Origin of the sequence: Pontibacter ummariensis (assembly GCF_900188175.1) — a bacterium.
Lineage (GTDB): Bacteria > Bacteroidota > Bacteroidia > Cytophagales > Hymenobacteraceae > Pontibacter > Pontibacter ummariensis.
In genome coordinates this window covers 40,131-64,588 of sequence record NZ_FZOQ01000015.1, presented here as the reverse complement: position 1 = coordinate 64,588, position 24,458 = coordinate 40,131, and the positions used below count along the sequence as shown (strand labels likewise).

The window sequence follows — 24,458 nt, the reverse complement described above, 5'->3', positions numbered from 1 at the left end:
TCCTACAGAGCACCTGCTAATAAGCCTGACCTTCGCCAACAAGCAGCCTTTGTTATAATATCTGATGTAAAAACACTACTTTAGTAAAAGTAAGACAACTTAAAGTGGTAGCTAGTACCGCTTAGCGTTCATCCTAACCAAACCCTAAAAAGAGCTTAGATAAAAAATACCATGAGAAGAACCCTTATCAGTTGCTGCCTGTCGCTAACCTTTTTCTTTAGCCAGGCGCAAAACACTGCCACCCTGGATGCTTCCGGGAAAGGAGACCAGCAGATCAACAAACACATTTACGGCCACTTTGCCGAGCACCTGGGCCGAAACATCTACGGGGGCTTTTATGTGGGAGAGGACAACACAAAGATCCCGCATACGAATGGTGTCCGGAACGATGTAGTGGAGGCGCTCAAGAGGCTGCAGATTCCGAACCTGCGCTGGCCGGGTGGCTGCTTCGCCGACACCTACCACTGGAAGGACGGTATTGGCCCCAAAGCGGACAGACCAACCATTGTGAATGCCTGGTGGGGAGGCGTGACGGAAAACAACAGCTTCGGAACGCACGACTTCCTGAACATGTGCGAGTTGTTGGGTACAGAACCTTACCTGGCCGGTAATGTGGGCAGCGGTACGGTGCAGGAAATGATGGACTGGGTGCAGTACGTCAACTTTGAAGGGCAAAGCCCCATGTCGAAGCTGCGCCGCGAGAACGGTAGAAGTGAGCCCTGGAAAGTGAAGTACTGGGGCGTAGGAAACGAGCCATGGGGATGTGGCGGTAACATGACAGCTGAGTATTATGCCGACCTGTATAAGCAGTACGCCACTTATTTAGGCAAAGGCTACCTGGACCAGGGCATCGTCCGGATCGCCTCCGGGCCCTCTTCTGATGATTATGCATGGACCGAGGTGCTGATGAAAAAGATTCCGCTTCACTTAATGGAGGGGCTGGCGCTGCACCACTATGCGGTCATCAACTGGGACGACAAAGGCCCCTCTACCACCTTTACAGAGCAGCAGTACTTTACCACTATGCAGAGAGCCTTAAAGATGGATGAACTGATCCAAAAGCACAGCGCCATCATGGACAAGTACGACCCGGAGAAAAAGGTAGGCCTGGTGGTAGACGAGTGGGGCGGTTGGTACGAGGTAGAGCCAGGTACCAACCCGGGCTTTCTGTATCAGCAGAACACCATGCGCGATGCCATGATCGCGGGCGCCACCTTAAACATCTTCAACAACCACAGCGACCGCGTACGGATGGCCAACCTGGCCCAGACCATCAACGTGCTGCAGGCGGTTATCCTGACCGACGAGGAAAAAATGCTACTGACGCCTACCTACCACGTAATGGAGATGTACAAAGTGCACCAGGATGCCCAATACTTGCCTATTCAGTTGCAGAGCAACAGCTACGAAGTAGGAGGGGAGGAGCTGCCGGCTGTTTCGGCCTCGGCTTCCAAAGCTAAAAACGGGGTAACGCATGTTTCCCTGGTCAACATCCATGCAGACAAAGCGCAGGAGGTAGCCATTCAGATAGAAGGTAGCCGGTACAAAACGGCGAAAGGAAGGATTCTTTCTTCTAAGAAGCTCCAGGACTACAACACCTTTGATAACCCGGAGAAGATAAAACCGCAGCCTTTTAAAGGTGCCAAGTTAAAAGGCGACAAGCTAAACGTAACGCTGCCGCCTTTCTCGGTGGTGGTGCTGGAGTTAACCTAACAGGAGTATCGTGTTGCTGGCTAAATGAGATAGCGGTGACTCACAAGACGCCCGCGGCGTGCGCAGCTCCCGCGAGCGTCTACTCCTACGTAAGAAAGGCCTAGCCTTATACCTTCCCTGGCACAAGCGGACGTTTACACTATACGGAGGTTCTGCGTGCGCCTAAAGCTCCATGCAACAGTATATCAACCCTGACGCTCGCGAGGCATTCGGATGCCACGAGATCAGGGCGTACTTGTGCGCTCAGCTGTTAACTGTTATAAGTGCTGAAAGTATGGTTGCGTGGGAATGAAAAGGCACGAACTGCCATCCCGGCGGAGGAAGGAGGGAATTATGTACTTCCTGGTTTAAATACGTATAGCCAAGGGTACATCTCAGAATTATGAATTTAACAGTCGGTTGCAAAGTAGTTTGGACAGAGTCGGTATACACCCCTTATACAGAAGGGAAGGAATCGGACTTTATCGGGGAGCGGACGATAACCGGCAGGATAACGGCAGAAGGCTATTCAAAGAAAACGAATTACCATTTCTTTACCATTCACGTGTATGGGGCGGAAGGGGTAAATGCGCACGAAATTGAAGAAAACAGCAAGATCATCAGGCGGGGTGTCGTCCTTTACCCGAAGTGCCGGATCTTAGCTACCCCAGCGAATTACGACGAACTGGTAAAGGAAAAGGCCCAACGGAAGGAAAACAGCAGCCCGGTATGCTATGCCCATGTAAAAGGGCTGCGGGAAGGTTTTGAAGAATGAGTTAAAGCAGCTGTGGCAAAGCGATTGGCATAAAAGTTACATCGACTGTTGGCTGGGGCGGAAAGACCAGTGCATTGGTAAGTACAGCGCTTTTAATAAAGCGACAGGATGTGTTGGAAAGGTGGGATGCACGTAAAGGTATCGCTGCAAAACAGCCACTTAGGTTGATAATAAAAAAAGCCCCTTTTTGACAGGGGCTTTGTGCTTAGCTGACCGGCACAGGAATTAACTCCCGCTCAAAATAAACCAGTTCCTTCTGTGTCGGATTCTCCTGCACAGTGCAATAATAAATACGCTTCAGGTACTGCCTGATGACTAATTTAAGATCGGGATTTACCTTGGCAAATACTTCCGATCCTATCGGGAATAGGTTTTCTAACATCTTCTAATGTACGCAATTAAACTGGATAGCAACGGGTTATTCCAGCTTCTTTTAGGAAAGGTGCCACTGGGTAAGATCAGGGGACTTTTGATCCAATCTAAAGCTGCAGGTGCCACCGGGAGATGGACTTATTGTGTTGCTGCCAGGGCCGTATGGCGGTGGCCTAAAAGACCTTGCGGTGTCCGAAGGTCCCGCGTCCGTTTAGCGCTGCTAGCGACGGTCTGTTCTCTGGCACAAACGGACACTTGCGCGATAGGTACCAAGCTGGCGCAGCGGAAGTTATCCGAAGCAAAGGCCCCTGGAGTATTGCTCCAGGGGCCTTTGTGTTTAAAAAAACAAATGCTTATTTACCAGTAGGGCTACCACCGCCATGGCCGCCGTGGCCACTGCCGCTGTCGGAGCCTGTTCGGGTATCGGTTTTCTTGTTCCGGGCACCTTGCCCTTGCTGCTGAGAGGCGGTTGCCCTCGTGCCGTTTTCGCCGGTGTCGGTAGCACCGGTTATGTTCGCCTTGTTCGAGTAGTCCTCCGGGTTCGGCTGTGCTTTTGCCTTACTGGCGAGGTCGCGTTTCGTTGGTTCCGTCTGGTCTTGGTTTTTATTTCTGTTATCTGCCATATCGTAAATGTGTTTTAGCATGAAGCGGGCCCACAACCTTTGCAGGCCTCCTGTTAGCTTAACTTACGACCGCCAGAGAGGGAGGTTTAAGTGAAGGGCCTTAAGCAGTTTACTGATCCTGTTGCTGGATTGTGGTAAAGAAGAGGCACGAGCTACAAGCACCTCTAACCTATCTACCATAGATTTACCTGTTCGGAAAACCGCACCTGTAGAGAGGAACACCTTACCACCGCTATTCATACTGCCCTGGCAGGGGACTATGCACCTACTAAAACCACTCGCTAAAAAGAGTGCAATTTGCCCCGCCCTAATTAAAAGAAGAACCATTCCTTGTCTATCGGAACCCGAAGAGCAGTTGTGTTTTAAGGCTTTGTATCACAATGTTTTATGCATAACAGCCAATCTGTATATAGCTTTTCCCCTGAACAATATCTCCCTGGGGCTGTTCCCATAATATTGGTACATCTCGTATAACCTAACATAGGACGTGTGAGCCTCTCCCTTCTCATCATCCCTTTGGTTGTGCTTGCTACCACATTTTTAACTAAAACTCAGCCCCATGAAAAAACTTTACACACTCCTCTTTCTTTTGCTGTACGCTTCCCCACTTTTTGCGCAGTACGAGACGGTGGTGTTTAACTACGACAGAGCTTACTTTAACGAAGGACAGCCCCTGCCAGCCGAAAGCAACCTGATGCTGACGGGAGAGGTGGGACGGAACATACGCCTGGTGGAGCTTGCGATTTACCGCACGGCGGACACCAGCAAAGAGCCGCTTTATACGAACATCTGGAAAGCGCGCGGCGCCAACACCGATAAGCAGTTTGTACTGCCCGTCAATTACCCCCTGCGTGGCAACGAGAAGTACACGCTCGTCCTCAGTTACTACGCGCCCGCCTCTATACGCCAGAAACGGCAGCTTTTGCGGCAGCTTACCTCGGCCCTGGACGCCTACATCGACCAGTCCTTTGAGGTAAGCAGAAGCAGCGTCGAATTGCGCCAGCATCCCAAAAAGCTGCGCAGCGACCTGAATGCCATCGTAAACCAAGGGCTGGGCCTTTACCGGAACCAGATCGACTACGACTTCCGGGGCTTCTCTGATATTGTGCTGGACAAGCTGGAGCAACTGGACGAGTTGCGCCTCCGGAAGGCCAAACTCAACATCCTGGCCCGGGAAGACGATGACAACCGCACTGTCCGGCTGAAGTACGCGCAGGAGCAGATCGAGGCCCTGAAAGAAATGGTAAACCAGGAGCTGGTCCAGTATGCTAACACGCGCCTCCTCGTGCTGGTGGACCGGAAGAAAATAACGGACTACGCCACCGAGAAAACCAAAAACGTATTGGCCCTTAACCTGGGCTACGGCGGTGTATACTACTCCGGCGATACCGATAACCTGTCGTCTGACACAGCGCCCTATGCGGGCATTTCCATTCCACTGGGACGGGCAGCCTTCTCTTCTACTTTCTGGTCCAGGTCCAGCATCTCCACGGGTGTGTTCTTAAAGAACCTGGACTTTGGCGACGATAACGTGGCCACCGGCCCGGTGGTAAAGCGGCCGGTATACGTGGCCCTGGGCTACCGCGCCCTTCCGTTTGTCCGCATCAATGCGGGAGCCACCGTGCTGCAGAGCGACCAGGGGTCGAATTCCATTTCTGACTTTAATGTCGATCGCGTTTACGTGCGGCCTTTTATCGGCCTCAGCCTGGAGCTTAACTTGTGGATGGACTTAAACCGGTAGCCATGAAACGTTTTATACTTTTCGGGATGCTCCTGTTTGGCTGCCAGATGGCCTCTGCCCAGCAGGACCTGTATACGTGGCAGCTGCGCGGCTATACCGGCCTCGCCCGTTACGTGAACGACGCGAACAGCAGCACCGACTATTTTAAAACAGACGATAACCTGCTGTACCGGGTAGAGCTAAGCCGCCATATCGGCAACAGTGTGGCGCTGTCGCTGGGCTATACGGTTGGCGATGTATGGGGGAGCGATCCGCAGGGGAACGCCTTTACGACGGGGGTGCACCTGTCGGCGCTCAGGGCCTATTTTTACACCGATAACGGCTGGCTGCTGCCTTCGATGGCCCTGGTGTCGCCGTATGTGTTCGGGGGATATGGCTTTAGCATCCTCAAAACCTCGCACCAGGACATAGAGGAAGAGTCCCGCTACGTGCCTGCCATCCCTTTCGGCGTAGGCCTGAAGTTCCGGATTGCCGAGCGCTGGCAAGCGGCTTTACAGGCGGAGTGGGTCTACCACACCGAGCGCCACCTACCGGAGGCAGCCCTGGAGCAGCATAACCGCTACGATGCCTACCTGCATACAGGCATCACGGTAGGGTATAGCTTTGGCTTCCGGAAGTCGACCTTTAAAGCCCCGCAGTTTTATGTGGGAGACAGCGACCTGTTACGCCCCGTGGCGGAGCGAAGCCAGCCGCGGCAAAACATGCTGGAAGCCATCCTGAAGCTGGAGCCGAAGGAGGCACAGGTGAACAGCCTGCCAGATGCCACCGTCCTCCCGGAGCCAGTCGTAACAAAAGTGCCGGTTGATACCGCCCTGGTGAACAGTAGCCCCGTGGAAGTGGATACCAGTACACAAGCCCAGCCCCTTCCCCGGGAGGTAGTAAGCGCCGAACCCAACCAGGCCGCGGATACAGCCACCACAACCCTCCAAACGATTTCTTCCGCCAGGTCCATGATCCGCCTCGACTCCATAATGACACAGGGGGAACTACGACCGCTGCCCACGGCGCAGCGCAACGTTGTGGTGCTCGTGGACACCCTGGTACAGGTGCAAGGCCCTGGAACGCCAGAGGAAACACAGAAAGCCACCCGGCAGGAAAGACCAGCTGCCCGCACACAGGAAAGGGAGCTGACTTCTGAAAAAGCAGAAACAAAACAGCAGCAGGTGAGAGCCGCTCCGGAAAGGGAAAGGACCCGCACCGGGCAAAGGCCTGCTCCTGCGCGAAGAGAGCCTGCCCGGGCACAGCAGGCGGCACCTGCACGCAAAACGGAAGCAGGGCGTGTGGCCGCTCAAACGGTAGCGGTTCCTTCTCAAACAATTTTAGTACCTGTTCCAGCCATGCAGGCGGACACCGCACAGCTCCGCAAAGAGCAGTTCCGGCAGGCTTTGATAGAAGCAGAGATCCGGCGGCTGCAAAGCAAGGTCGACTCGCTCCAGGCATTGAAGGTATCGGACACCATCCGCATTGCCCGGGACAGCAGCCTGACACAAAACCTGCAGCAGCAAGTCCTGCGCACCGATAGCCTTGTGCAGCGCCTGAACCAGTACGAACAGGAGGTAGCCCGGCTGAAGCAAGCGAAGGCCAGGCCTGCTACGCCGCCAACTGCTCCCGCTCCAACGTATACCGGTGCCACGGTCTTTTTCCCCTTCAATGCCCACCGTGTCCCCACCGGGAGCCTGCAAGACCTGAAGCAGGTCCTAAGCACCCTACAGGAGAACCCGCACCTGCAGGTAAAGCTCACTGGCTATGCCTCCCGGTCCGGCAGCGCCGCCTATAACATGGCCCTCAGCCGGAAGCGGGTAGAGGCGCTGGAGAAGTTACTAACCGACCAGGGGATCGCTAAAGAGCGCGTGCAAACAGCCTATAGGGGCGATGAAGCCTCTTCTCAGAAGGATAGCCCCTTGGACCGGAAAGTAGAGATTGAGATCTTCGAATAAAAGGCTGGAAAACCAGAAAACACAGGGGTAAGGCCGATCCCTCACATCATGTCCTGTCAAAAGCGCAGGAGGGAAGGGCTTCGTAAAGCAATTGGGCTACTTTATCCATTTTAATACACCCTTGCCCTCGCCAAAAGCCATGGCCCTGCCATGCCTCAAAAGCACCGGCTCCGACACAAAACCAGCCTCCACAGAGGTTTACCTGCTCTGTAGGTACAGCAGCGCGGAAAAAACACTAGCTGCCAGCTACCTCCAGTTGGAGGGAGGCTTGCCGCTACTTGGCCTGGAAGATGCTCGTCTGTGTCCTAGGCTACAGCTGCTTTCAGGATAAAGCGGCTGTAGCCTGTGTGATACCTTTTCTGTTTCTTGCCCCCAGTACAAGCCTGATAACCAACAGCAGCGCCTCTACCAGTACCAGCCCGGCTAAAACGAACCCGGCAAAAGGTATCCTCCTTCCCAGCGTCAGAACGATCATAGCCACAAAAGGCAGGATCAGGAGCAGCACATCGAGCTTGTGCCGTATGCCGTTGCGGGTAAGGGTTAGGGCAAAGGCCGCGAAGGCCGACACCGCAAATACAGTTGTAAGCACCAGGTGAAAGGGCGCTGCTGCCAGTGTGAGGAGGCAAAAACCTAGCCCCAGCCAACTAAAGACATTCTGCCCGATCCGGTCTGTTGAGGTGGGCTTAATGTTGAAAGTCTTGTCGGCCTGCAGCAAAAACCGGAACTTCGGGTGCTCCATGGCCAGGAGCGACAGGTTGAGCAGCAGCAGTGCGGCGTTGATGCCTGGTGTGCCCGCCCATTGCTGCGAAACTGTTACAGCAAGTATGGCCACGTTCATCGGTACAAGCATAACGGCACCCAGTAAGCTAAACCGCTGCGAGAGCAGCAGCGCACCACACACCACCTGACTTAGGGCCACCACCTGCGCGAACAGGCCCAGACCATATGCTGCCAATCGTTCTTCCAGCCAGGGAGGTCCTATCATCTGTCCGAAATTGCCGTGCGTCAGCTTACAGACACCGGCGGAGAGAAAAATATAACCTAAAAATATCCGGATCAGGAGTGTGAGCAGGTCTTTGTTCTTGAGCATAGTTTTATGGGTTTGGAGGCGTGTGCATTGGTTTTAACAATGTCAAAACAAGCATTTCTGCCTACATCTAAAAAAATATTATACGAATACTCAAAAGACCGCTACTAACATAAGGTGAACCCGGTGGTTTTATAGATTCTGCCCATACGATCAGGCGTACTGCAGGTACAGCTGTGTGGAATGGAAAAGGCACGAGCTGTAAGCTCGCGCCAGCGGGGGGCAAGTTCTATGATAAGTTTACATCTTATTCACAGTAGCTATTTTTCGCAGTCAACGCTGATGGTTTCTGCTGCAATTTTTATGCTTCCGTCTGCATTTATCCAAAGAATATAATCGAACTTCAGCATAACATTATTGTCACTGCCCGGAACTGTAAGAACAGACCGGAAAGACTCCTTGATGGTGTAAGGAAAACCAGTTGGCTTAGTAATATGCTCAGTGACATTTATTGTGTTATTGCCTACGTAGGTTACCCCTGTACTTTCATTTATTACCCTGAAATTAGAATTGTTGAGATGGAAATGAATGTTTAGCTTATTCTTATTTTCAACAACCATAAAGTTGATTTGCTGTACCCCTTCAAGAATCCTATACTCACCACATGGTGTTAGAAAATACCATTCTTCCTCTCCGAAGTCTATTACTTCTTTACTCTTATACACAATGGCCCCTGATGAGGCATCTTGTGTTATTGCCTCACTCATAACTGGATCTACAGGAGCAACTTCCTCAGATTCACAGGAGATTAATACAAGACAAAGGGCCAGTAGAGGCACCATCACATTTAGTCGAAAGTTTTTCATAGGATTAAGTTTTAATTATGTTTAGAATGATTACAATGTTTCTGATCTTAATTAACCAATCGAGGTAAAGACTTAACACTAGAACGTGATGAGGGCGAATCAGGGGAGGCAAGTAGCCTTGGCGCCAGGAAAACAGCCTGGGAGCAGAATGTAGTCACTTACCGGTTTACAATGTTAGGGTGATTTAACTGAACAGTGGTACCTGCTGGAGCTGAGGGAAGTGTAGTTTAATTCTACGAATTAAATAATTTAAATAAATAGTTGAACTTATATTTTTTGTTAAATAGCCGGCTCTGATGGCTAAGGCAAGCTGTGCGGTGGTAAGCGAATTATAACTCAATTCTGAAAAAGTAATGGTTTTATAAATAACTAGCCGCTTTAAACCCCAGCCTGTGGGAATATGGAAACCCACCCTCGTACCAGGTGGTTTTTCTCAGGGTGTTTGCCAGCCGGCATTCGTTACATGTTGGAAGGTAGGAGAGAGGGTCGGGCGGTAACACTTTGTTCAGCCGGAAAAGCATGTCGAATTCCCAGGGCTGCGCTACATCCTGGTGAAAAAAGAACTGGCTCGCATGTAAACCTGCATCTGTTCTGCCACAGCCAATAACCACTACTGGCTGCTTCAGAATCTTTTGAAGCCTTTCTTCTATCACCTGCTGCACCCCTACTCCATAGGGGTGGCATTGCCAGCCTTTGTTGTGTGTGCCGCCACAGCCGATATGAAAGAAGTAGCGCAAGGTTTTACCCAGGTTTACGTGGTTGTAATTCCTTTGTAAGATAGTGATAAAGGAGATTCCGTATGCTTGTTAGCAGTAGGAATAGGAATTTTAAGTACTCTTTCAATGTGAAAACGACTGTCCTTCTTATCATCGTAGGTTGAAAAATCGTAACATGTTTACGTGTGCAAGTGGAGCTTGTAGGTCGTACTTGCACTTGTGCTGAAAGTATAGTTGCCTGAACAGGAAAAGACAACAGCAACAAACTCGCTCCAACGGGGCTAAACCTACTGCTTCTACTGCGTAGTCGGGTGTACCCTATTTCTTAATTATATTGAGCTCCTGTTTTGTCAAATTGTATTTTTGTAGTATGATTGCCGTCTCTAAATCAAGTCCACTCTAACACTGTTCATCCTGTGTACGCTCCCAAGTTTCCTCCCCATTTTTCAGCTATAAAACAGGCACCTATCAGGCTGTTGCTCCTCTTTCTTGCTGTTATAACTTACAACAGTTGTGACAAAAAAGAGGATGCTTTACCAGAAGTATTCGGCAGTGTGGGCGGGACCGTTTATAATGAGTTTGGCCAGCCACTAAACGGGATAACTGTTACGGTTAAAGGTGATGGAACCAGCAAAAGTGTACTGACAGCAAATGGCGCTTACGAGTTCAAAAGCCTAAAGGTGGGGCGATACGAAATATCCGTATCGCAGCCTCACTACATTGGGGTGTCGTCAGTGGTGAATATACCGGATGAACAGAAAGTTTTAGAAGACTTCTATTTAAAGAGAGGTGAAGAGTTTCTAACAGTTTCAGATACTTTGGTCAATGCTGCCTCCAGCCTCGGCTGGCGTGAACTTGAAATCAATAGTAACACAAACTGGACAGTGCATGCTGATGCAGATTGGATAAAAACATCTAAATCAGAAGGCTCAGGCAATGGAGAGGTAAGAGTAAACTGGACTCAAAATGATGCTGCAGAAAGTAGAATCGGCTTAGTAAGTGTGTCAGCAGGTACTATAAATAAGCTGTTTAAAGTTAAGCAAGCTGCTAAGTTAATGGTACTAAGCTATGCTGGTATACCTGGAAATGGCGCAGCATCAGAGGAGGACTCAGTATATGTAAAGTTTAACAAGAAGGTTAAACTCAAAACAATTAGACCACACCTGGAAACATGCCTAAGTGCTGCAAACACCACTTATACCGACAACAACTTCGGAATTAAGTTTAGTTATGCATGCGCAAAACTGGGAGGTGAATATACATTTGATTTAGAAGTGGAAGATGAAGATAGTCAGATCAGTAAGCATGTTTTAAAAGTTGGCTTTTACAGCCGGAAAATAGAAGTGCCGGGCAGAATTGTCAACCATTTTGTTGATGAGTCGAACAAGACCTATTGGGTGCTGACGGCTTCGCCTAATTCAGTTTACGAATTGGCAATGAGCGATTTAGGGCTGAAGCATAAATTTAATCTCTCATTTGAGCCCAAAGGTCTTGCCATCAACTATCTAACCAATGAACTGTATGTTTACCAAGATTCGCCCATAATTTCCGTTTTAAACAGAACAACGGGTGTGCTTAAGCGGGAAATTACGATACCAGCAGATCCTGGTGATCATCCGGATCATCCAACTATATACCCCTACGATTTCGAATTTACGAATAATGGTCTGGGGATTCTTCTTCTTGGCGCGAAAGGTTCAAGTGCGCTCAGCTGGCGAATGATAGACAGCCAGAAGAATGACACCTTCTATAAGCACGATCAGCATGATTTTTTTGGAACAACCACTTATGCCTATTTTGATTATGCCCATGTAAACTACAACAAGAGCAAACTACTCTTGATGCCTTCTTACGGATCAGCCAACATTGCCATTTTTGACCAACATACCCAAAAGATTACGAGCTATGTGCCACCGAAATTTACCAGGGGTGTGTTTATTACTCCTAACAGGAAGGATGACAGAATTTACATGGGGCAACTTTATAACCAGTTAATAGTCAACCCGACGACTGGGTTTGCGAGCAGCGAGTCTTTCCTGGACAACAGGGAAAATGGTAGTGCCGACTTTAGTTATAAAGCGAATGAAGAGAACGTCATTTACTTCTGTGATAATGACTATATCCGTGTCTTAGATTATAATCGCATTCATACTAATGCGTGGTATTCAGTAGTATATGGGTTAAGAGGGGCAACTTCTACAACCGATGGGAAATACTTACTTGCTTACAACGCACAAAACTGGTATTACACTAGGGGGAATTCTTTTGTTATACAGTTCTCAACAGATATCCTGTAGTCATGGGGGTTAATCTACAACACACCTTTCCCGCCGCTAAAGACTTTGGCGCTGCTATACTTCCCATGCTCCGGCTCCGACACAAAGCCAGCCTCCACGGGGTTGTTATGGACGTAATAGCTTATATCGTTACATGTGCTGAAGGTGTAGCTACGTGGAAAAGAAAAGGCACAAGCTTTAAGCTCGCGCCAGCGGGAGATACGCATACTTACACTTTTTTCTGTTTTCTTCGTTTTTACATAAGTGTCTGAATTTAAAGTTTATACTTATGCTATTGCCTGTCAAATTACTCCTGATGCTGTTTTTCCCGCTGGCTGTGGCACTGCACCACGGTTGGGCAAATTACGACCAGACCAAAACGCTGGACTACACCGGCCAGGTGAAGGAAATCACCTACGAGAACCCGCATGGTATGCTGCAACTGCAGCACGAAGATAAAACCTGGACGGTAGTGCTGGCCCCGCCCAGCAGAATGAGTTCCCGTGGACTGACAAAAGACATGATCCAACCTGGCGATAAGGTGCGGGTAGTAGGCTATCCGCATAAAGAAGAGGGGGACGAGATGCGTGCCGAACGGATATATGTAGGAGATAAAAAGATAGAGCTACGCTAGCGGTGGCCGCTACCCTGGCCGGGCTGTTGCAGGGGCTGGAAGCGTCAGCTTTAGCCAGCGCCATCCGGAGTTCTTCCTGGCTGTACCCTTTCCTGGAGATTGTGCACATCCTGGGGATTGTGCTGTTGGTCGGGGCCGCTTTCCTGTTCGACATGCGCCTGCTGGGCTTTTCCAGAAAACTACCTGTCCCGGAGCTGGCCTGTTACCTGCTGCCCTGGTCCAGGAGGGGCTTATACCTGATCGTGCCTTCCGGAATACTCCTGTTTAGTACTAATGCCGTGGCGTTGGCCGCTGATACGATGTTTCAGATCAAACTGATCGGGCTGGTGGCAGGTGGTGTAAATGCCGGGCTTTTTCACAGGTATATCTTTCCTGCTGCACCCGAATGGCGGCAGGGCCACACACCCCCGGCTGCGAAAGCCGTGGCGGCATGCTCTGTGGTGGTATGGGTGCTCGTGATTACCTGCGGACGTTTGCTGGCTTACTAGCATTAACTTCTCCGCTGGCCCGAACTTGCAGCTTGTGTCTCCATTCTTCATGCAAGATCAATCTCCAGCACACCTTTGCCGCCGCTAAAGTCAATGGCGCTGCTGTGTTTCCAATGCTGTGGCTCCGACACAAAGCCAGCCTCCACGGGGTTGTTATGGATGGTCCGAACTTCTGGTCTATTACGGCAGTGAAGGTAATACTTTGAGGAAAAGAAAAGGCACGAACTGCAAGTGCGCGCCAGCAAGGGTTCTTATGAAAAGCGAGTGCTGGCTGGCTTAGACAAAGAATGATACTCTGTTTTTAGTTAAAAGTAAAATAAATCGTATTAAAATTATAAACGTATATAGGTTATAAGGTAACCGGTTTTACAGCCAGAGATTAAAAATAGCCCTAAAGTCTCTGTTTAGCCAGGACTTGAAATAAGTAACTCCTTCTGTTTAGCTACTTACCCTGGTATAAAAGAGTGCCGCCTGTACGTTGTGTGCCTTTGGCAACTCATCTTGCTTCCTGCTCTTTGTAAACTGTTGAGTTCTTTAAAAATAGCTTCGCCTCAAATACTCTCTCGTTACAGAAAGGATGATGTAAGTGTTCTTTATCATTAAGCTGTTCTTTCGCTCAATTTCCTGCGAGTTATTCCCGCAATTTAAAGCAACCTAAATGAAAGCCTGTTATTTCTTCGGTTTCCTGCTGGTGCTTAGCTGCACAACAGCTTTTGGGCAATTAACCTCTCCCGGACAAAGAGGGATTAGAGTTAAGTTTTTCCCGGAAGAAAAAAATCTGCTGTGGGTTGATTTTAGGGAAGGACTTCTTATGCCTTGTGATACAGCTATCGAAGACGATACAGGCTACGCTTCATTCGATTTACTTGGAGATCGCTGGAACCTCTACTCCACATATGTTGATGAAGGAATCATCAATCTGGTGCCGGAAGGCCAGGACTTAGCTAACTGGCAGGAAATGATTGCGATTATTCGAATTGATGCGGAAGGGAAATCGGCGCAAAAAATTCATCGGATGCTGATGAAGCAAAGAGAAAAGAACTGCCCAGGCAAAACTTATTATTCGAATATATTAGAGGAGACGGATAAGTATGTTCTGTATGAAACGAAAAGCGACAAATGCGGCCCCTTTGAGGCGCAAAGCGAAATAAAAAAGATATTGGAGCCCCCCACCATCCTCTTTCAATATACCGTTTGGATTGTAGAGTATACCAAGAGGAATGGCGATTTAGACGAGGCCTCCAGAACGGAAATCATCAATTGGCTTCATGCTACGAAAATACTAACCGGGAAAAAGTTAAAAGCTTACTTCAACAACCCATCCGTTTCTGCTCAATAAACCTTGCTCCTGCAAAATTGTAGCCCGTGCTAAAGGTAAAGCTTTATGAAAAGGAAAGGCACAAGCTACTAGCTTGCCCCAGCGGAAGGCAACACTCCAGGTGCCGGGCAGTATTTTAGTTCGTTAGTAGTTCTCCGCTACTGTAGATTAGTGCTCGTAAAAGTAATGCTAGTGAAGGCAATGGAGGTGCAAGCTTGCAGCTCGTACCTCCATTGTTCCGGCAATATCAATCTCCAGCACACCTTTGCCGCTGCTAAAGTCTATGGCGCTGCTATACGTCCAATAAGCTGGCTCCGACACAAAGCCTGCAGAAATATGTAGAAAGTAAAGGATACGCCAGTAAGGTAGTGGTGAACTCTCTTGGTCTTTTTACCCACCCCTAACCCCTCCCAAGAGGGGAGTAGTTTCTTATAGTAGAATTCCCCTCCTTGGAGGGGCGGGGGTGGGTTTCAACTTCTGCTGACTTCCCATTGCATGTGCTCCGCTGTGGTATTCTGCAGCTGTTTAAAAGTATACATTTCAGCTCCTTCAGCAGCACGCTCGGGTTGTTATCTCTAGTCCGGAAGATGAAGTGCACGTGGGGGAGCATGATGCACCAGGCATAGATCGCCATGCCTTTGTTTTTCCGGCTTAGTTCAGGCTGTCGGTAAGCAAGGCAACTACGCCTCCCGCGTAAACACGTCTATCCCCTACACCACCACAAAGCTTACAAAGTATAGCCCCTCCTTGTTATGAAATTTATACTTCCGGCTCATGTTCCTGCTTATACTTATAACAGATGCGTCCGGGTTTTGGGTTAGGAAAGTATGACGCTAGTGCGAGCTCGTACTGGTGCTTGTGCTTGTGCTTGTGCTGAAAGTATAGCTGCGTGGAAAAGAAAGGCACGAGCTACAAAGCTCGCGCTAGCGGGGCCAGCGGGCGCTGAGGAAGGGTACCGTCAATTCCACTTCATACCAGGTATCATGTTCAAGCAGACAATACGGAACCAGGAAATCAATCTTGCGTTGTAATTTTGTACCTTTCAGCAATACTTATTTTTTCAAAATGCCCCACGCCAATTCTGGCCGGGAGAGTATCCCGGCGCCGGACCTTCAGATTGTCTTCAATTCTCTGTCAGGCAATTACTTGTTGCTGCAACCCAACCCGCCCCTTTTTACCATACTGGCCGTGAGTGACGAACAGCTGCGCATTACGGGCTATGAAAGGCACGAGGTAGTGGGCAAAAGTATTTTTGAGGCATATCCTGTGAACCCGGAAACTGACTCAACAACGGGTCCTTCCAGTCTAAGGGCTTCTCTTGAGAACGCGTTAAGCAACAAAGTGCTCGACCAGATGCCCATGGTGCGTTATGATTTGATAAACGCAGCCGGAGAATTTGAAGAGCGGTATTGGAAGGCAAGCAACAAGCCTGTCCTGGACGCGGAAGGCAACGTGCTGTATATTTTACATTCTCCGGCTGAGATTACGGAGCAAGTAGTGGCAGAGAGAAAGGCCGCTGCCATGCGGGAGATTGAAAAAAAGTACAGTCTGTTTATGCAGGCTCCGGTGGCGGTTTGCATTGTAACCGGCCTTGAGCATATTGTAGAGCTCGCCAATGAGGAAATACTCAGCATATTAGGCAAAACATCAGAGATCATCGGCAAACCTTTGTTTGAGTCCCTTCCGGAAACCGCCTCGCAAGGCTTCCGAGAATTGCTGGATCAGGTGCGTGATGTAGGCCAACCTTTTTATGCGACTGAGTACCCTGTTACACTCATAAAGGACGGGAAGGAAGTGCTTCGCTACTACAACTTTGTATACCAGCCTTATTATGCAAACGCAGGCGACACGGTAGCTGCCGGTGTGTTCAGCGTGGCGCATGACGTAACGGAGCAGGTGCTGGCACGCCGAAAGGTCGAGGAAAGCGAGCAGCAGTTGCGGTCTTTTATTGAAAGTTCGCACCACCCCATTGGTGTATACTTTGGCAGCGAAATGCGGATACAGTTTGCCAACCAGGCGCTTAAAGATGGCCTGGGCAAAGGCAACGACATTGTGGGCAAGTTATACAAAGACGTGCTGCCCGAGTTGGAGAACCAGCAGGTGTTCGAGCAGCTCGAAACAGTTTATAAAACAGGTGTACCTTTCCAGGCCAAAAATCATAAACTTGATTTAGTAGTCGGCGGAGAGCTGCGGACGCATTATTTCGATTTTAGCTTTACGCCCCTTTTTAATACAGCAGGAGAGGTGTACGGTGTCATCAACACAGGAGCCGATGTTACAGAGCTGAACCTGGCGCAAAAGCGCTTAGAGGAAAGCGATGCGCGCTTCCGGAACATGATCAAACAGGCACCCGTCGCCATCGCCTTCACGTGGGGCGACGATATGGTGATTGAGAACGTGAATGCGCCCATGCTGCACATGATGGGCAGAGAATCCGCAGACGAAGTGAACGGCAAGAAATTGGTGGAAGCGCTGCCAGAGGTGGAGGGCCAGGCCGTACTGGAGGTGGTACGCCAGGTGCTGCATACCGGAAAAGCGATCTCGGCAAACGAACAGCTGGTGCATTTGCTGAAGAACGGCAAAGTGGAGCCGCATTATTTAGACCTGTCTTATACCCCGCTCATGGAGGAAGGTGAAGTAAGCGGTGTGATCCATGTGGCCCAGGATGTAACAGAGCAGGTACAGGCAAGGAAGAAAATCGAACAAAGTGCCCGCGACCTGCAGAACCTGGCCGACGCCATGCCGCAGATCGTATGGATTGCCAAACCGGATGGGACTGTTACCTACTACAACAAACGTGTGTCTGAGTTTTCGGGGGCCAGGCAGCAGCCTGACGGCAGTTGGCATTGGGAAAGCATACTAATTGAAGAAGACGAGCAACGGACATTAGACACCTGGAATGAGGCGGTGCAAGCGTGTACACCCTACGAAATTGAGCACAGGCTACGGATGTCTGATGGCAGCTACCGCTGGCACCTGAGTCGCGCACTACCGCAGTTCGACAGCAACGGCAGGGTAACTGGCTGGTTCGGAACGGCTACCGATGTGCACGAACGGAAAGAGCAGCAGGAGGCGCTGGAAGAGAAGAACAGGCACCTGGTGAGCATCAACAACGATCTGGACAATTTCATCTATACCGCCTCCCATGACCTGAAAGCGCCTATCCTGAACATTGAGGGCCTCCTGGCCCTCTTGTTTGACGAACATACTGCTGCAGATCTCAGAAGCACTGAAACACAGGCTATCCTGAAAAGGATGAAGAGCTCCGTCGAGCGCTTCAAGAAAACCATCGACAGTCTGACTGAAGTGGCCAAGCTGCAGCAGGAAAACGTGTTCAATACCGAGCAGGTGCATGTAGCGGAGGTAATCGAAGAGGTGATGCTGGACCTGGCGCACTTGTTAAAATCTTCTGAGGCTGTGGTGGACGTACAGGTGGCGCCTGATACGGCTATTCGCTTCTCGAGCAAGAATTTGCGGAGTATCGTTTACAACCTGCTCTCCAACGCCATCAAATACCACGCTACCAACCGGACGCCGCACGTTCAGATCAGTTGCCAGCTGGTGGGTAAATACCATGTCCTGACCTTCGCCGATAACGGACTTGGCATGACACCAAGCCAGAGGGAAGGCCTTTTTACCATGTTTAAGCGCTTCCACGACCATGTAGAAGGCACTGGCATCGGGCTTTATATGGTGAAAAAAGTAGTGGAGAACGCAGACGGGAAGATCGAAGTGGAAAGTAAGGTAAATGTGGGCACGACCTTCCGGATTTACTTACCGGTATAGGCTGATGTGGTCCTGAATGGCAGTGGGGGTTATTTCCAATATTGCTGGTGCGAGCTTGTAGCTCGTACCTCCATTGTTCAAGCAATATCAATCTCAAGCACACCTTTACCACCACTATAGTCTATGGCACTGCTATACTTCCAATGCTCCGGTTCCGACACAAAGCCAGCTACTACAGGGTTGTTATGGATATAGTCGATCTTTTGGTCTATCAACGCAGGACTCCAAAGCTCAATGGGCTGATTGTGCTGCTGCCAGAACTGCCGGTGCTTCACGTTGCTGCTCTTCAGGCCGGCCCGTTCCATCAGCCAAAGCATCCATTCTTTCCGACTCTCCTGGTTGTGCTCAGCTATGGCCTTCTGTAGTTGTTTAGAAATATGCGTCTTCAACTCCTTCAGCAGCACACTCGGGTTGCTGGCCTTGGCACGGAAGATAAGGTGCACGTGGCTAGGCATGATGCACCAGGCATAGATCTCTATGCCTTTGTTCTTGCGGCAGTAGTCCAGGCTATCGGTAAGGATGGCAAAGTACTCCTCCCGCGTAAATACGTTTATCCAGTACACCACCGCAAAGCTGACAAAGTATAGCCCTTCCTGGTTATTAAATTTATACTTCCGGCTCATGTTTCTGCTTATACTTATAACAGCAGCGACCGGGTTTTGGTCGTATTTCGCTAGTGCAAGCTTGTAGCTCGTACTGTTACTCTAGCAGAAGGTATAGCTGCGTGAACAAGAGATTGCACGAGTTACAAGCTCGCGCCAGCGGAGGTGGTTCTACTAGAAATTATTTTTATCTCTAATCTTACTGCCAATTCAATTGTGCTAAGTTGATATACAATATTGGTATATTGCTTCGGTCTAATAATAGAATTAATTTTTTGCTCAAACATGATTGAAAATTTTAAGGTAGATGGCTTCAAGTCACTCAAAAATTTCGAAATTTCATTTACCAAAGGTATCAACGTCCTAGTAGGACCTAATGGAGTTGGTAAAACCAATATATGCCAAGCTCTTTCATTATTATCATCTTTGAGTTCAAGCACTTTGTATGAAGCATTCACACAGTACGGAGGTGTGGGCTCTACTTTTAATGCTGTGAATACTGATGAAGAAAGAAGTATTAAATTAGAGGCACGAGGAAGAGTTAAAGGTAAACTGGGAGATGATCAGTATGATTTAAAGTACATTTATTCAATAAACCTTTCAGTTGGAGAAGAGCTTTTTATAACTGAAGAGAAAGTAGAAATAAGTAGAAAGGGACCTAAAAAAGCTTATAGGAAAGTTTTAAGAATTATACAGAAGGATAATGAAATTGATGCAAAGGTTTTAAGTAAAGATTTGCTAGGGGATTTTAAAATAATAAAAAAAGGACAAAAAACTTTGACTATTGAGTTAGGAGAAGAAAGGGAAAATAATGAAAGCTTTCTTCCCTTGATGTCAAAATTGTTCTTTGTCTGTCATCTCGTATCATCTGATTTTAATAAAATTAAATCAATAAATATTGATCCTAATATCGCTCGACTATCATGTGATATTACTGAGCCTAACGAGATGCTAGGGAATGGAAGGTATTTGGCGAATACTCTACATTTTATGAATAAAAGATCAGAGTATTTAAGTGAAATAAATTTACTCTTAGAACAAATACTACCAAATTATCAACAAATTAGTCCAGAGATATCTGACATTAGCTATAAAAGGTATTTTGCTTTAAAGGACAGCTATGGAAATAAATTTCCATCAAATACTTTATCAGATGGGACAGTAAAGATTTTGGCCTTGTTAGTTGGAGTTGTTAAACAAAAGCAAAATACAACTATAATAGAAGAGCCTGAAAATTACCTTCACCCCTATGCTAATACTTTACTAATCAATTATTTACGTGACACTTTTAATGATGGAATTTGCATTTTAACAAGTCATTCCGAAACTATTCTGAACCTACTTAATCCGGAAGAACTTATCATATGCGAGTTAAAAGAAGCCTTTACTAATTGTAGAAGACTAGATAATATCGAAGAAATAAAAGAAGTAATAGCTGATTCAGGCTTTGGGTGCGGTTACCACTACATTGCTGGTAATTTAGGTGGTGTTCCAATCTTCTAAAAATGAGTTTAAAGAGAATAATGTGCATAGTTGATGGACCAACGGAAATTGGTGCATTACAGAGTAAATTCAAAAAGCAATATTATGATTGTCCTGAAATAAGGAAAGGGCCTGGAAATGGATTAGACTTTTCAATACAAGGCTATACAAAAGGAGTACTTCCTACAATAAAACTTGCATTAACTAGCAACATAAGAGCAGTTATTCTACTCCCTGATTTAGAAAGAAGAAAAGAAACATTTAGGAGCTTCTCAGATAAATTGAAAGCGAGTATAATTGAAGCTTTGTTGGAATGTACAAAATTATCCAAGGATTCTCTACAAGATACAATCTTTGTCTGTCCTCCAGATATAATGTTTGAAAACTGGATTGTATGTGACATCGAAGGAATAAGAGCATCCAAATTTATAAATGATGATGCGATTCAAGATTATTATGATGGTAAAAATGGAGCTAGTATTTTAGATAAATTGATGAATACACAGTACAAGAAAACTGTTCATGGACCTTTATTATTTAAAAGCATTAGAGAAGAAGTAGGAATAGCTTACTCTAACAGTTTTAATGATTTTATAGAGTGTCTTAGAACTTTGATAGCAAAGCATTGTTCCAACACCTACGCAAATGATTAAAGTGTTTTACTTATAGTAGTTGACTTCAAAATTTTATTATTCCCCTTGCCCTTCAACCCATTCATCATAGACCTCCCCGTTCGGGAAATTATACCTGCCGTTTGGGAGCACCTGGCGGCGCAGAATACGCTGATCGTAAACGCCCCTCCCGGAGCCGGTAAAAGCACCTTGCTGCCGCTGGCTTTGTTGGACGAGGCCTGGCTCGAGGGCCAGAAGATCGTGATGCTGGAGCCCCGGCGCCTGGCGGCCAAAACCATTGCCGAGCGCCTGGCGCAACTGCTTGGCGAGGAGGTAGGCCAGACTGTCGGTTACCGCATCCGTTTCGAGAACCGCACCTCCGCTGCTACCCGCATCGAGGTCGTGACCGAAGGCATCCTCACCCGCATGATCCACAGCGACCGCTCGTTAACTGGCATCGGCATCGTGATCTTCGACGAGTTTCATGAGCGTAGCATCCATGCCGATGTGGCCATGGCCCTGAGCCGGGAGGCGCAGCACACCCTTCGCCCGGACCTGCGCATTATGGTGATGTCGGCCACCCTGGACATGCCCCAGCTCACGAGCCTGCTCAAGGCCCCGGTGGCGCAAAGCATGGGGCGACAATATCCCATCAACACCATCTATACCGGCGACGCCGACGACCGCATGCTGCCCGAAATGACGGCAAAAGTAGTGCAGCAAGCCGCCAAAGAGCAGGAAGGAGATATCCTCGTGTTCCTGCCCGGCGAAAACGACATCCGGAAAGTAGAGATTATATTGCGCAAGCAGCTACGTGGCGTGCAGATACACCCGCTGTTCGGGATGCTGCCCTTCGGCAAACAGTATGCTGCCATCATGCCCGACCGCCAGGGCAGGCGCAAAGTGGTGCTGGCCACCAGCATCGCCGAGACCAGCTTAACCATAGAAGGCATTTCGGTGGTGGTGGATACGGGCTTCGGCAAAACCTCCCGCTTCGATCCGAAGTCGGGTTTGTCGCGCCTCGAAACGGTACGCATCTCCAAAGACGCCGCCGACCAGCGTGCCGGTCGCGCCGGACGCCTGGGGCCCGGCACCGCCTACCGCATGTGGAGCAAAACCACGCAGGAGCGCATGGCCCCGCACCGCACCCCCGAGATCATGGAGGCCGACCTGTCGAACCTGGTGCTCGACATGGCGCAGTGGGGCGTGACCGATATCCGTGGCCTTACCTGGCTCAACCCGCCGCCGCGTGCGGCCCTGGCTTACGCCACTGACATGCTGCACCAGTTGCAAGCGCTGGAGCATGGCCGCATCACCGAGCATGGCAAGCGCATGCACGCGCTGCCTTGCCACCCGCGCATCGCGCACATGCTGCTCAAAGCCGAGGAAACAGACCAGGTGCCGCTGGCCTCCGATATTGCCGCCGTGCTGGAAGAGCGCGACCCGCTGGACCGCAATGCCGGCATCGACCTAAATTTAAGAGTGGAAGCCCTGCGCAGGTATAGAAAAGAGCAGGGGCAGGGCAAGCGCTTTGCCAAGATCGAGAAGATAGCCCGCTCGTACCGCCAGCTGTTTGCGGTGGAGCCTGAGAACGGCACCTTCGACGAGTATGAAACCGGTGTGCTGCTGGCCCACTGCTACCCCGAGCGCATCGCTTACTCCCGCCCCGGCAACAACGCGCAGTTCCAGCTGGCCAGCGGGCAGTATGCCTCCGCCGGTCATAGAGACGACCTGGCGCACGAGCCCTGGCTGGCCATCGCGCACCTGCATGCGGGTACCGGCGACAACCCGGGCCGCATTTTCCTGGCCTCGCAGCTCAACCCCCGCGACCTGGCCCCACTGCTGAAGCAGCAGGAAGTCTACCACTGGGACGTGAACGACGGCGAACTCACCGCCTCACTGGACACCCGTATCGGCAGCATTGTGCTGCAAAGCAAGCCGCTGCCGCCACCAGACGAGAAGCACCGCGTACCTGCCATGTCCGAAGCCATCAAAGTAGAAGGCGAGCACCTGCTGGACTTCAACGAGGAAGTGAAGCAATGGCAGAACCGCGTGATGAGCCTCCGTAAATGGCGCCCCTCCGAGTTCTGGCCCGACGTCAGCACCAGCACCCTGCTCATGACCAACTGGGACTGGCTGAAGCCCTACCTCTACGACATCGAGCACCCGGATGAGCTGATGGAGCTGGAGCTCCTGCCTATACTTGAGAAGAAGTACCTGAATGAGGAGCAGCGCGCAAGGCTGGAGGTACTGGCGCCGGCTTTTCTGACGCTGCCGGATGGATCTTCCATCGAGCTGGAGTATAAACCGGATGGCACACAGCCGAAGCTGGAGATCCGCCTGCAGGACGTGCTGGACTGGGAGGAAAGCCCGAAAGTAGATGATGGCGAGATGACGGTGGAGCTGGCCCTGCTCACCCCGGAGCTCAAGCCAATCACAACGGTGTCGGATCTGGCGAGTTTCTGGAAAGGCAACTATAGGGTGATCAAACGGCAGCTGGAGGTGGTGTTTCCGGAGGTTGATTGGAGTAGGGGAGTTTAGGAGTTAGAGAGTTCAGGAGTTTCTGCCCCTCAGAGCTACGCTCGCTAGTTTCGAACTCGCGTTCTCACTTGTCCTCAAGGGGATAGTCCTGCTGTTACTGTTCTAGATTAACTGGTGCTGTAGCTACTGTAGTAGTTGCGAAGAAAGATTAGTGGTGCAATAGCAGGGAAACTGTCCCCTTGAGGGGACCATAGGGGTGTAATCGTTCGTGAGCAAAGCCTGCAAGAGGCATTGTAAATCGGTTATTGTTGAATTTTATCCCTTCTTATCGAGTATCCAACCCTCTAGCGTCCGTAGCACGGAAGGCATATCCTTCTTTACTTCCAGATCGTCGAATCTGATAAAACTAATGCCATACTGCTGCAACTCATGCTGCCGCTGATCATCATAGTCATAATTATCGTTATGGCTGCATCCATCTACTTCAATCGCCAGGCCCAACTCATGGCAGTAAAAGTCAACGATAAAATCAAGCATGGGAACCTGACGGTGGAACTGGTATCCCAGCAGTTTCCGTGCCTTTATCTCCTCCCACAGTAGTATTTCAGATAGTGTGCTGTTCTTCCTGAGTTCTCTGGCTTCGCCTTCAAATCTTCTCTGTAAGGAATGATCCGGTTTTTAGGCATGAGATAAAAGGAGTTACAAACTATACGAGAAAAAAGAAATCAGGACTCCTAAAAGGAGCCTTTTGCTGGGTATCTTATCCTATACTCCCCTCCTCGGAGGAGTAGGGGTAGGTTCTTTTTCTGCTGGTCCTCCTGCATCTGGCAAGTCTTCCAAGCTCATGCTTCCATCACATCCTGCATTTGGGCATCGCTTTCACCCGCAGTTCATCACATTCAATCTTTCCTGCACCGTACTGCTCCAACCTAAAAGCTGCCGAAAGCACAGCTGTGCGGGCCGATAGGGCTGTTCCTGCCTGTCGCTATCACGGGACCACCTGTGTGACAGGATCTGGCAAGGCAAAACCC

At 49.5% G+C, this 24,458-nt stretch carries 20 protein-coding genes; 12 read left to right on the top strand and 8 right to left on the bottom strand.

What is annotated here, in order from left to right; genetic code table 11:
- Positions 1-171: 171 nt before the first annotated feature.
- A complete protein-coding gene (locus CHB92_RS16135) occupies positions 172-1,713 on the top strand; it encodes an alpha-N-arabinofuranosidase (protein WP_089320264.1) in 1,542 nt (513 codons plus the stop codon).
- 382 nt (positions 1,714-2,095) lie between these two features.
- Positions 2,096-2,467 (top strand): hypothetical protein, encoded by a 372-nt coding sequence (locus CHB92_RS16130; RefSeq protein ID WP_089320263.1) that lies wholly within the window; start codon positions 2,096-2,098, stop codon positions 2,465-2,467.
- 205 nt (positions 2,468-2,672) lie between these two features.
- On the opposite strand, the gene CHB92_RS25890 is transcribed toward CHB92_RS16130, so the two are convergent.
- Positions 2,673-2,849, bottom strand: a complete 177-nt coding sequence (locus CHB92_RS25890) for a hypothetical protein (protein WP_179223077.1) — start codon at positions 2,847-2,849, stop codon at positions 2,673-2,675.
- Between the two features lie 343 nt (positions 2,850-3,192).
- Complete coding sequence (locus tag CHB92_RS16120; RefSeq protein ID WP_089320261.1) at positions 3,193-3,462, bottom strand: hypothetical protein; 270 nt, start codon at positions 3,460-3,462, stop codon at positions 3,193-3,195.
- Positions 3,463-4,021: 559 nt separating this feature from the next.
- Here CHB92_RS16120 and CHB92_RS16110 point away from each other — a divergent pair.
- Both CHB92_RS16110 and CHB92_RS16105 read left to right on the top strand, forming a co-directional pair.
- Positions 4,022-5,203 carry a hypothetical protein gene (locus CHB92_RS16110; protein WP_089320259.1) on the top strand — a complete coding sequence of 394 codons (1,182 nt, stop codon included), beginning with the start codon at positions 4,022-4,024 and terminating at the stop codon, positions 5,201-5,203.
- Between the two features lie 2 nt (positions 5,204-5,205).
- The gene (locus tag CHB92_RS16105; protein ID WP_089320258.1) at positions 5,206-7,140 is read left to right on the top strand and encodes an OmpA family protein; all 1,935 of its coding nucleotides are present in this window, start codon (positions 5,206-5,208) and stop codon (positions 7,138-7,140) included.
- Between the two features lie 322 nt (positions 7,141-7,462).
- On the opposite strand, the gene CHB92_RS16095 is transcribed toward CHB92_RS16105, so the two are convergent.
- From CHB92_RS16095 to CHB92_RS16085, 3 genes are all read right to left on the bottom strand, one after another.
- Entirely contained in the window at positions 7,463-8,230 is a 768-nt protein-coding gene (locus CHB92_RS16095; protein ID WP_089320256.1) for a DoxX family protein, read from the bottom strand.
- 257 nt (positions 8,231-8,487) lie between these two features.
- Positions 8,488-9,033, bottom strand: a complete 546-nt coding sequence (locus tag CHB92_RS16090) for a hypothetical protein (RefSeq protein WP_089320255.1) — start codon at positions 9,031-9,033, stop codon at positions 8,488-8,490.
- Positions 9,034-9,392: 359 nt separating this feature from the next.
- The gene (locus CHB92_RS16085) at positions 9,393-9,770 is read right to left on the bottom strand and encodes a tRNA pseudouridine synthase A (protein WP_245842641.1); all 378 of its coding nucleotides are present in this window, start codon (positions 9,768-9,770) and stop codon (positions 9,393-9,395) included.
- 395 nt (positions 9,771-10,165) lie between these two features.
- Here CHB92_RS16085 and CHB92_RS16080 point away from each other — a divergent pair, with 395 nt between their 5' ends.
- A complete protein-coding gene (locus tag CHB92_RS16080) occupies positions 10,166-12,046 on the top strand; it encodes a carboxypeptidase regulatory-like domain-containing protein (protein WP_179223076.1) in 1,881 nt (626 codons plus the stop codon).
- A 14-nt stretch (positions 12,047-12,060) separates the two neighbouring features.
- Here the strand turns inward: CHB92_RS16080 and CHB92_RS25885 are convergent, their stop codons facing one another.
- Entirely contained in the window at positions 12,061-12,252 is a 192-nt protein-coding gene (locus CHB92_RS25885) for a hypothetical protein (RefSeq protein ID WP_089320253.1), read from the bottom strand.
- Between the two features lie 62 nt (positions 12,253-12,314).
- On the opposite strand from CHB92_RS25885, the gene CHB92_RS16070 reads away from it, so the two are divergent.
- The 4 genes from CHB92_RS16070 to CHB92_RS16045 all read left to right on the top strand — a co-directional run bounded on the left by CHB92_RS16070 (position 12,315) and on the right by CHB92_RS16045 (position 18,251).
- Positions 12,315-12,659, top strand: coding sequence for a DUF6152 family protein (locus tag CHB92_RS16070; protein ID WP_089320252.1), 345 nt, complete (start codon positions 12,315-12,317; stop codon positions 12,657-12,659).
- A 2-nt stretch (positions 12,660-12,661) separates the two neighbouring features.
- Entirely contained in the window at positions 12,662-13,147 is a 486-nt protein-coding gene (locus CHB92_RS16065; protein WP_245842640.1) for a DUF6644 family protein, read from the top strand.
- 658 nt (positions 13,148-13,805) lie between these two features.
- On the top strand, positions 13,806-14,486 hold the full coding sequence (locus CHB92_RS16055; RefSeq protein ID WP_089320251.1) for a hypothetical protein: 681 nt from the start codon (positions 13,806-13,808) through the stop codon (positions 14,484-14,486).
- Between the two features lie 1,044 nt (positions 14,487-15,530).
- Positions 15,531-18,251, top strand: coding sequence for a PAS domain-containing protein (locus tag CHB92_RS16045; protein WP_089320249.1), 2,721 nt, complete (start codon positions 15,531-15,533; stop codon positions 18,249-18,251).
- A 77-nt stretch (positions 18,252-18,328) separates the two neighbouring features.
- Here the strand turns inward: CHB92_RS16045 and CHB92_RS16040 are convergent, their stop codons facing one another.
- A complete protein-coding gene (locus CHB92_RS16040; protein WP_089320248.1) occupies positions 18,329-18,874 on the bottom strand; it encodes an REP-associated tyrosine transposase in 546 nt (181 codons plus the stop codon).
- Between the two features lie 264 nt (positions 18,875-19,138).
- Here CHB92_RS16040 and CHB92_RS16035 point away from each other — a divergent pair, with 264 nt between their 5' ends.
- From CHB92_RS16035 to hrpB, 3 genes are read left to right on the top strand one after another with little or no spacing between them, the layout of a single operon-like run.
- Positions 19,139-20,356 (top strand): AAA family ATPase, encoded by a 1,218-nt coding sequence (locus tag CHB92_RS16035; RefSeq protein WP_089320247.1) that lies wholly within the window; start codon positions 19,139-19,141, stop codon positions 20,354-20,356.
- A 2-nt stretch (positions 20,357-20,358) separates the two neighbouring features.
- Positions 20,359-20,988 carry a hypothetical protein gene (locus CHB92_RS16030; protein ID WP_106219139.1) on the top strand — a complete coding sequence of 210 codons (630 nt, stop codon included), beginning with the start codon at positions 20,359-20,361 and terminating at the stop codon, positions 20,986-20,988.
- Between the two features lie 45 nt (positions 20,989-21,033).
- Positions 21,034-23,487 (top strand): ATP-dependent helicase HrpB, encoded by a 2,454-nt coding sequence (gene hrpB, locus CHB92_RS16025; RefSeq protein WP_089320245.1) that lies wholly within the window; start codon positions 21,034-21,036, stop codon positions 23,485-23,487.
- A 255-nt stretch (positions 23,488-23,742) separates the two neighbouring features.
- Here the strand turns inward: hrpB and CHB92_RS16020 are convergent, their stop codons facing one another.
- Positions 23,743-24,012, bottom strand: coding sequence for an endonuclease domain-containing protein (locus CHB92_RS16020; RefSeq protein WP_245842654.1), 270 nt, complete (start codon positions 24,010-24,012; stop codon positions 23,743-23,745).
- Positions 24,013-24,458: the final 446 nt, after the last annotated feature.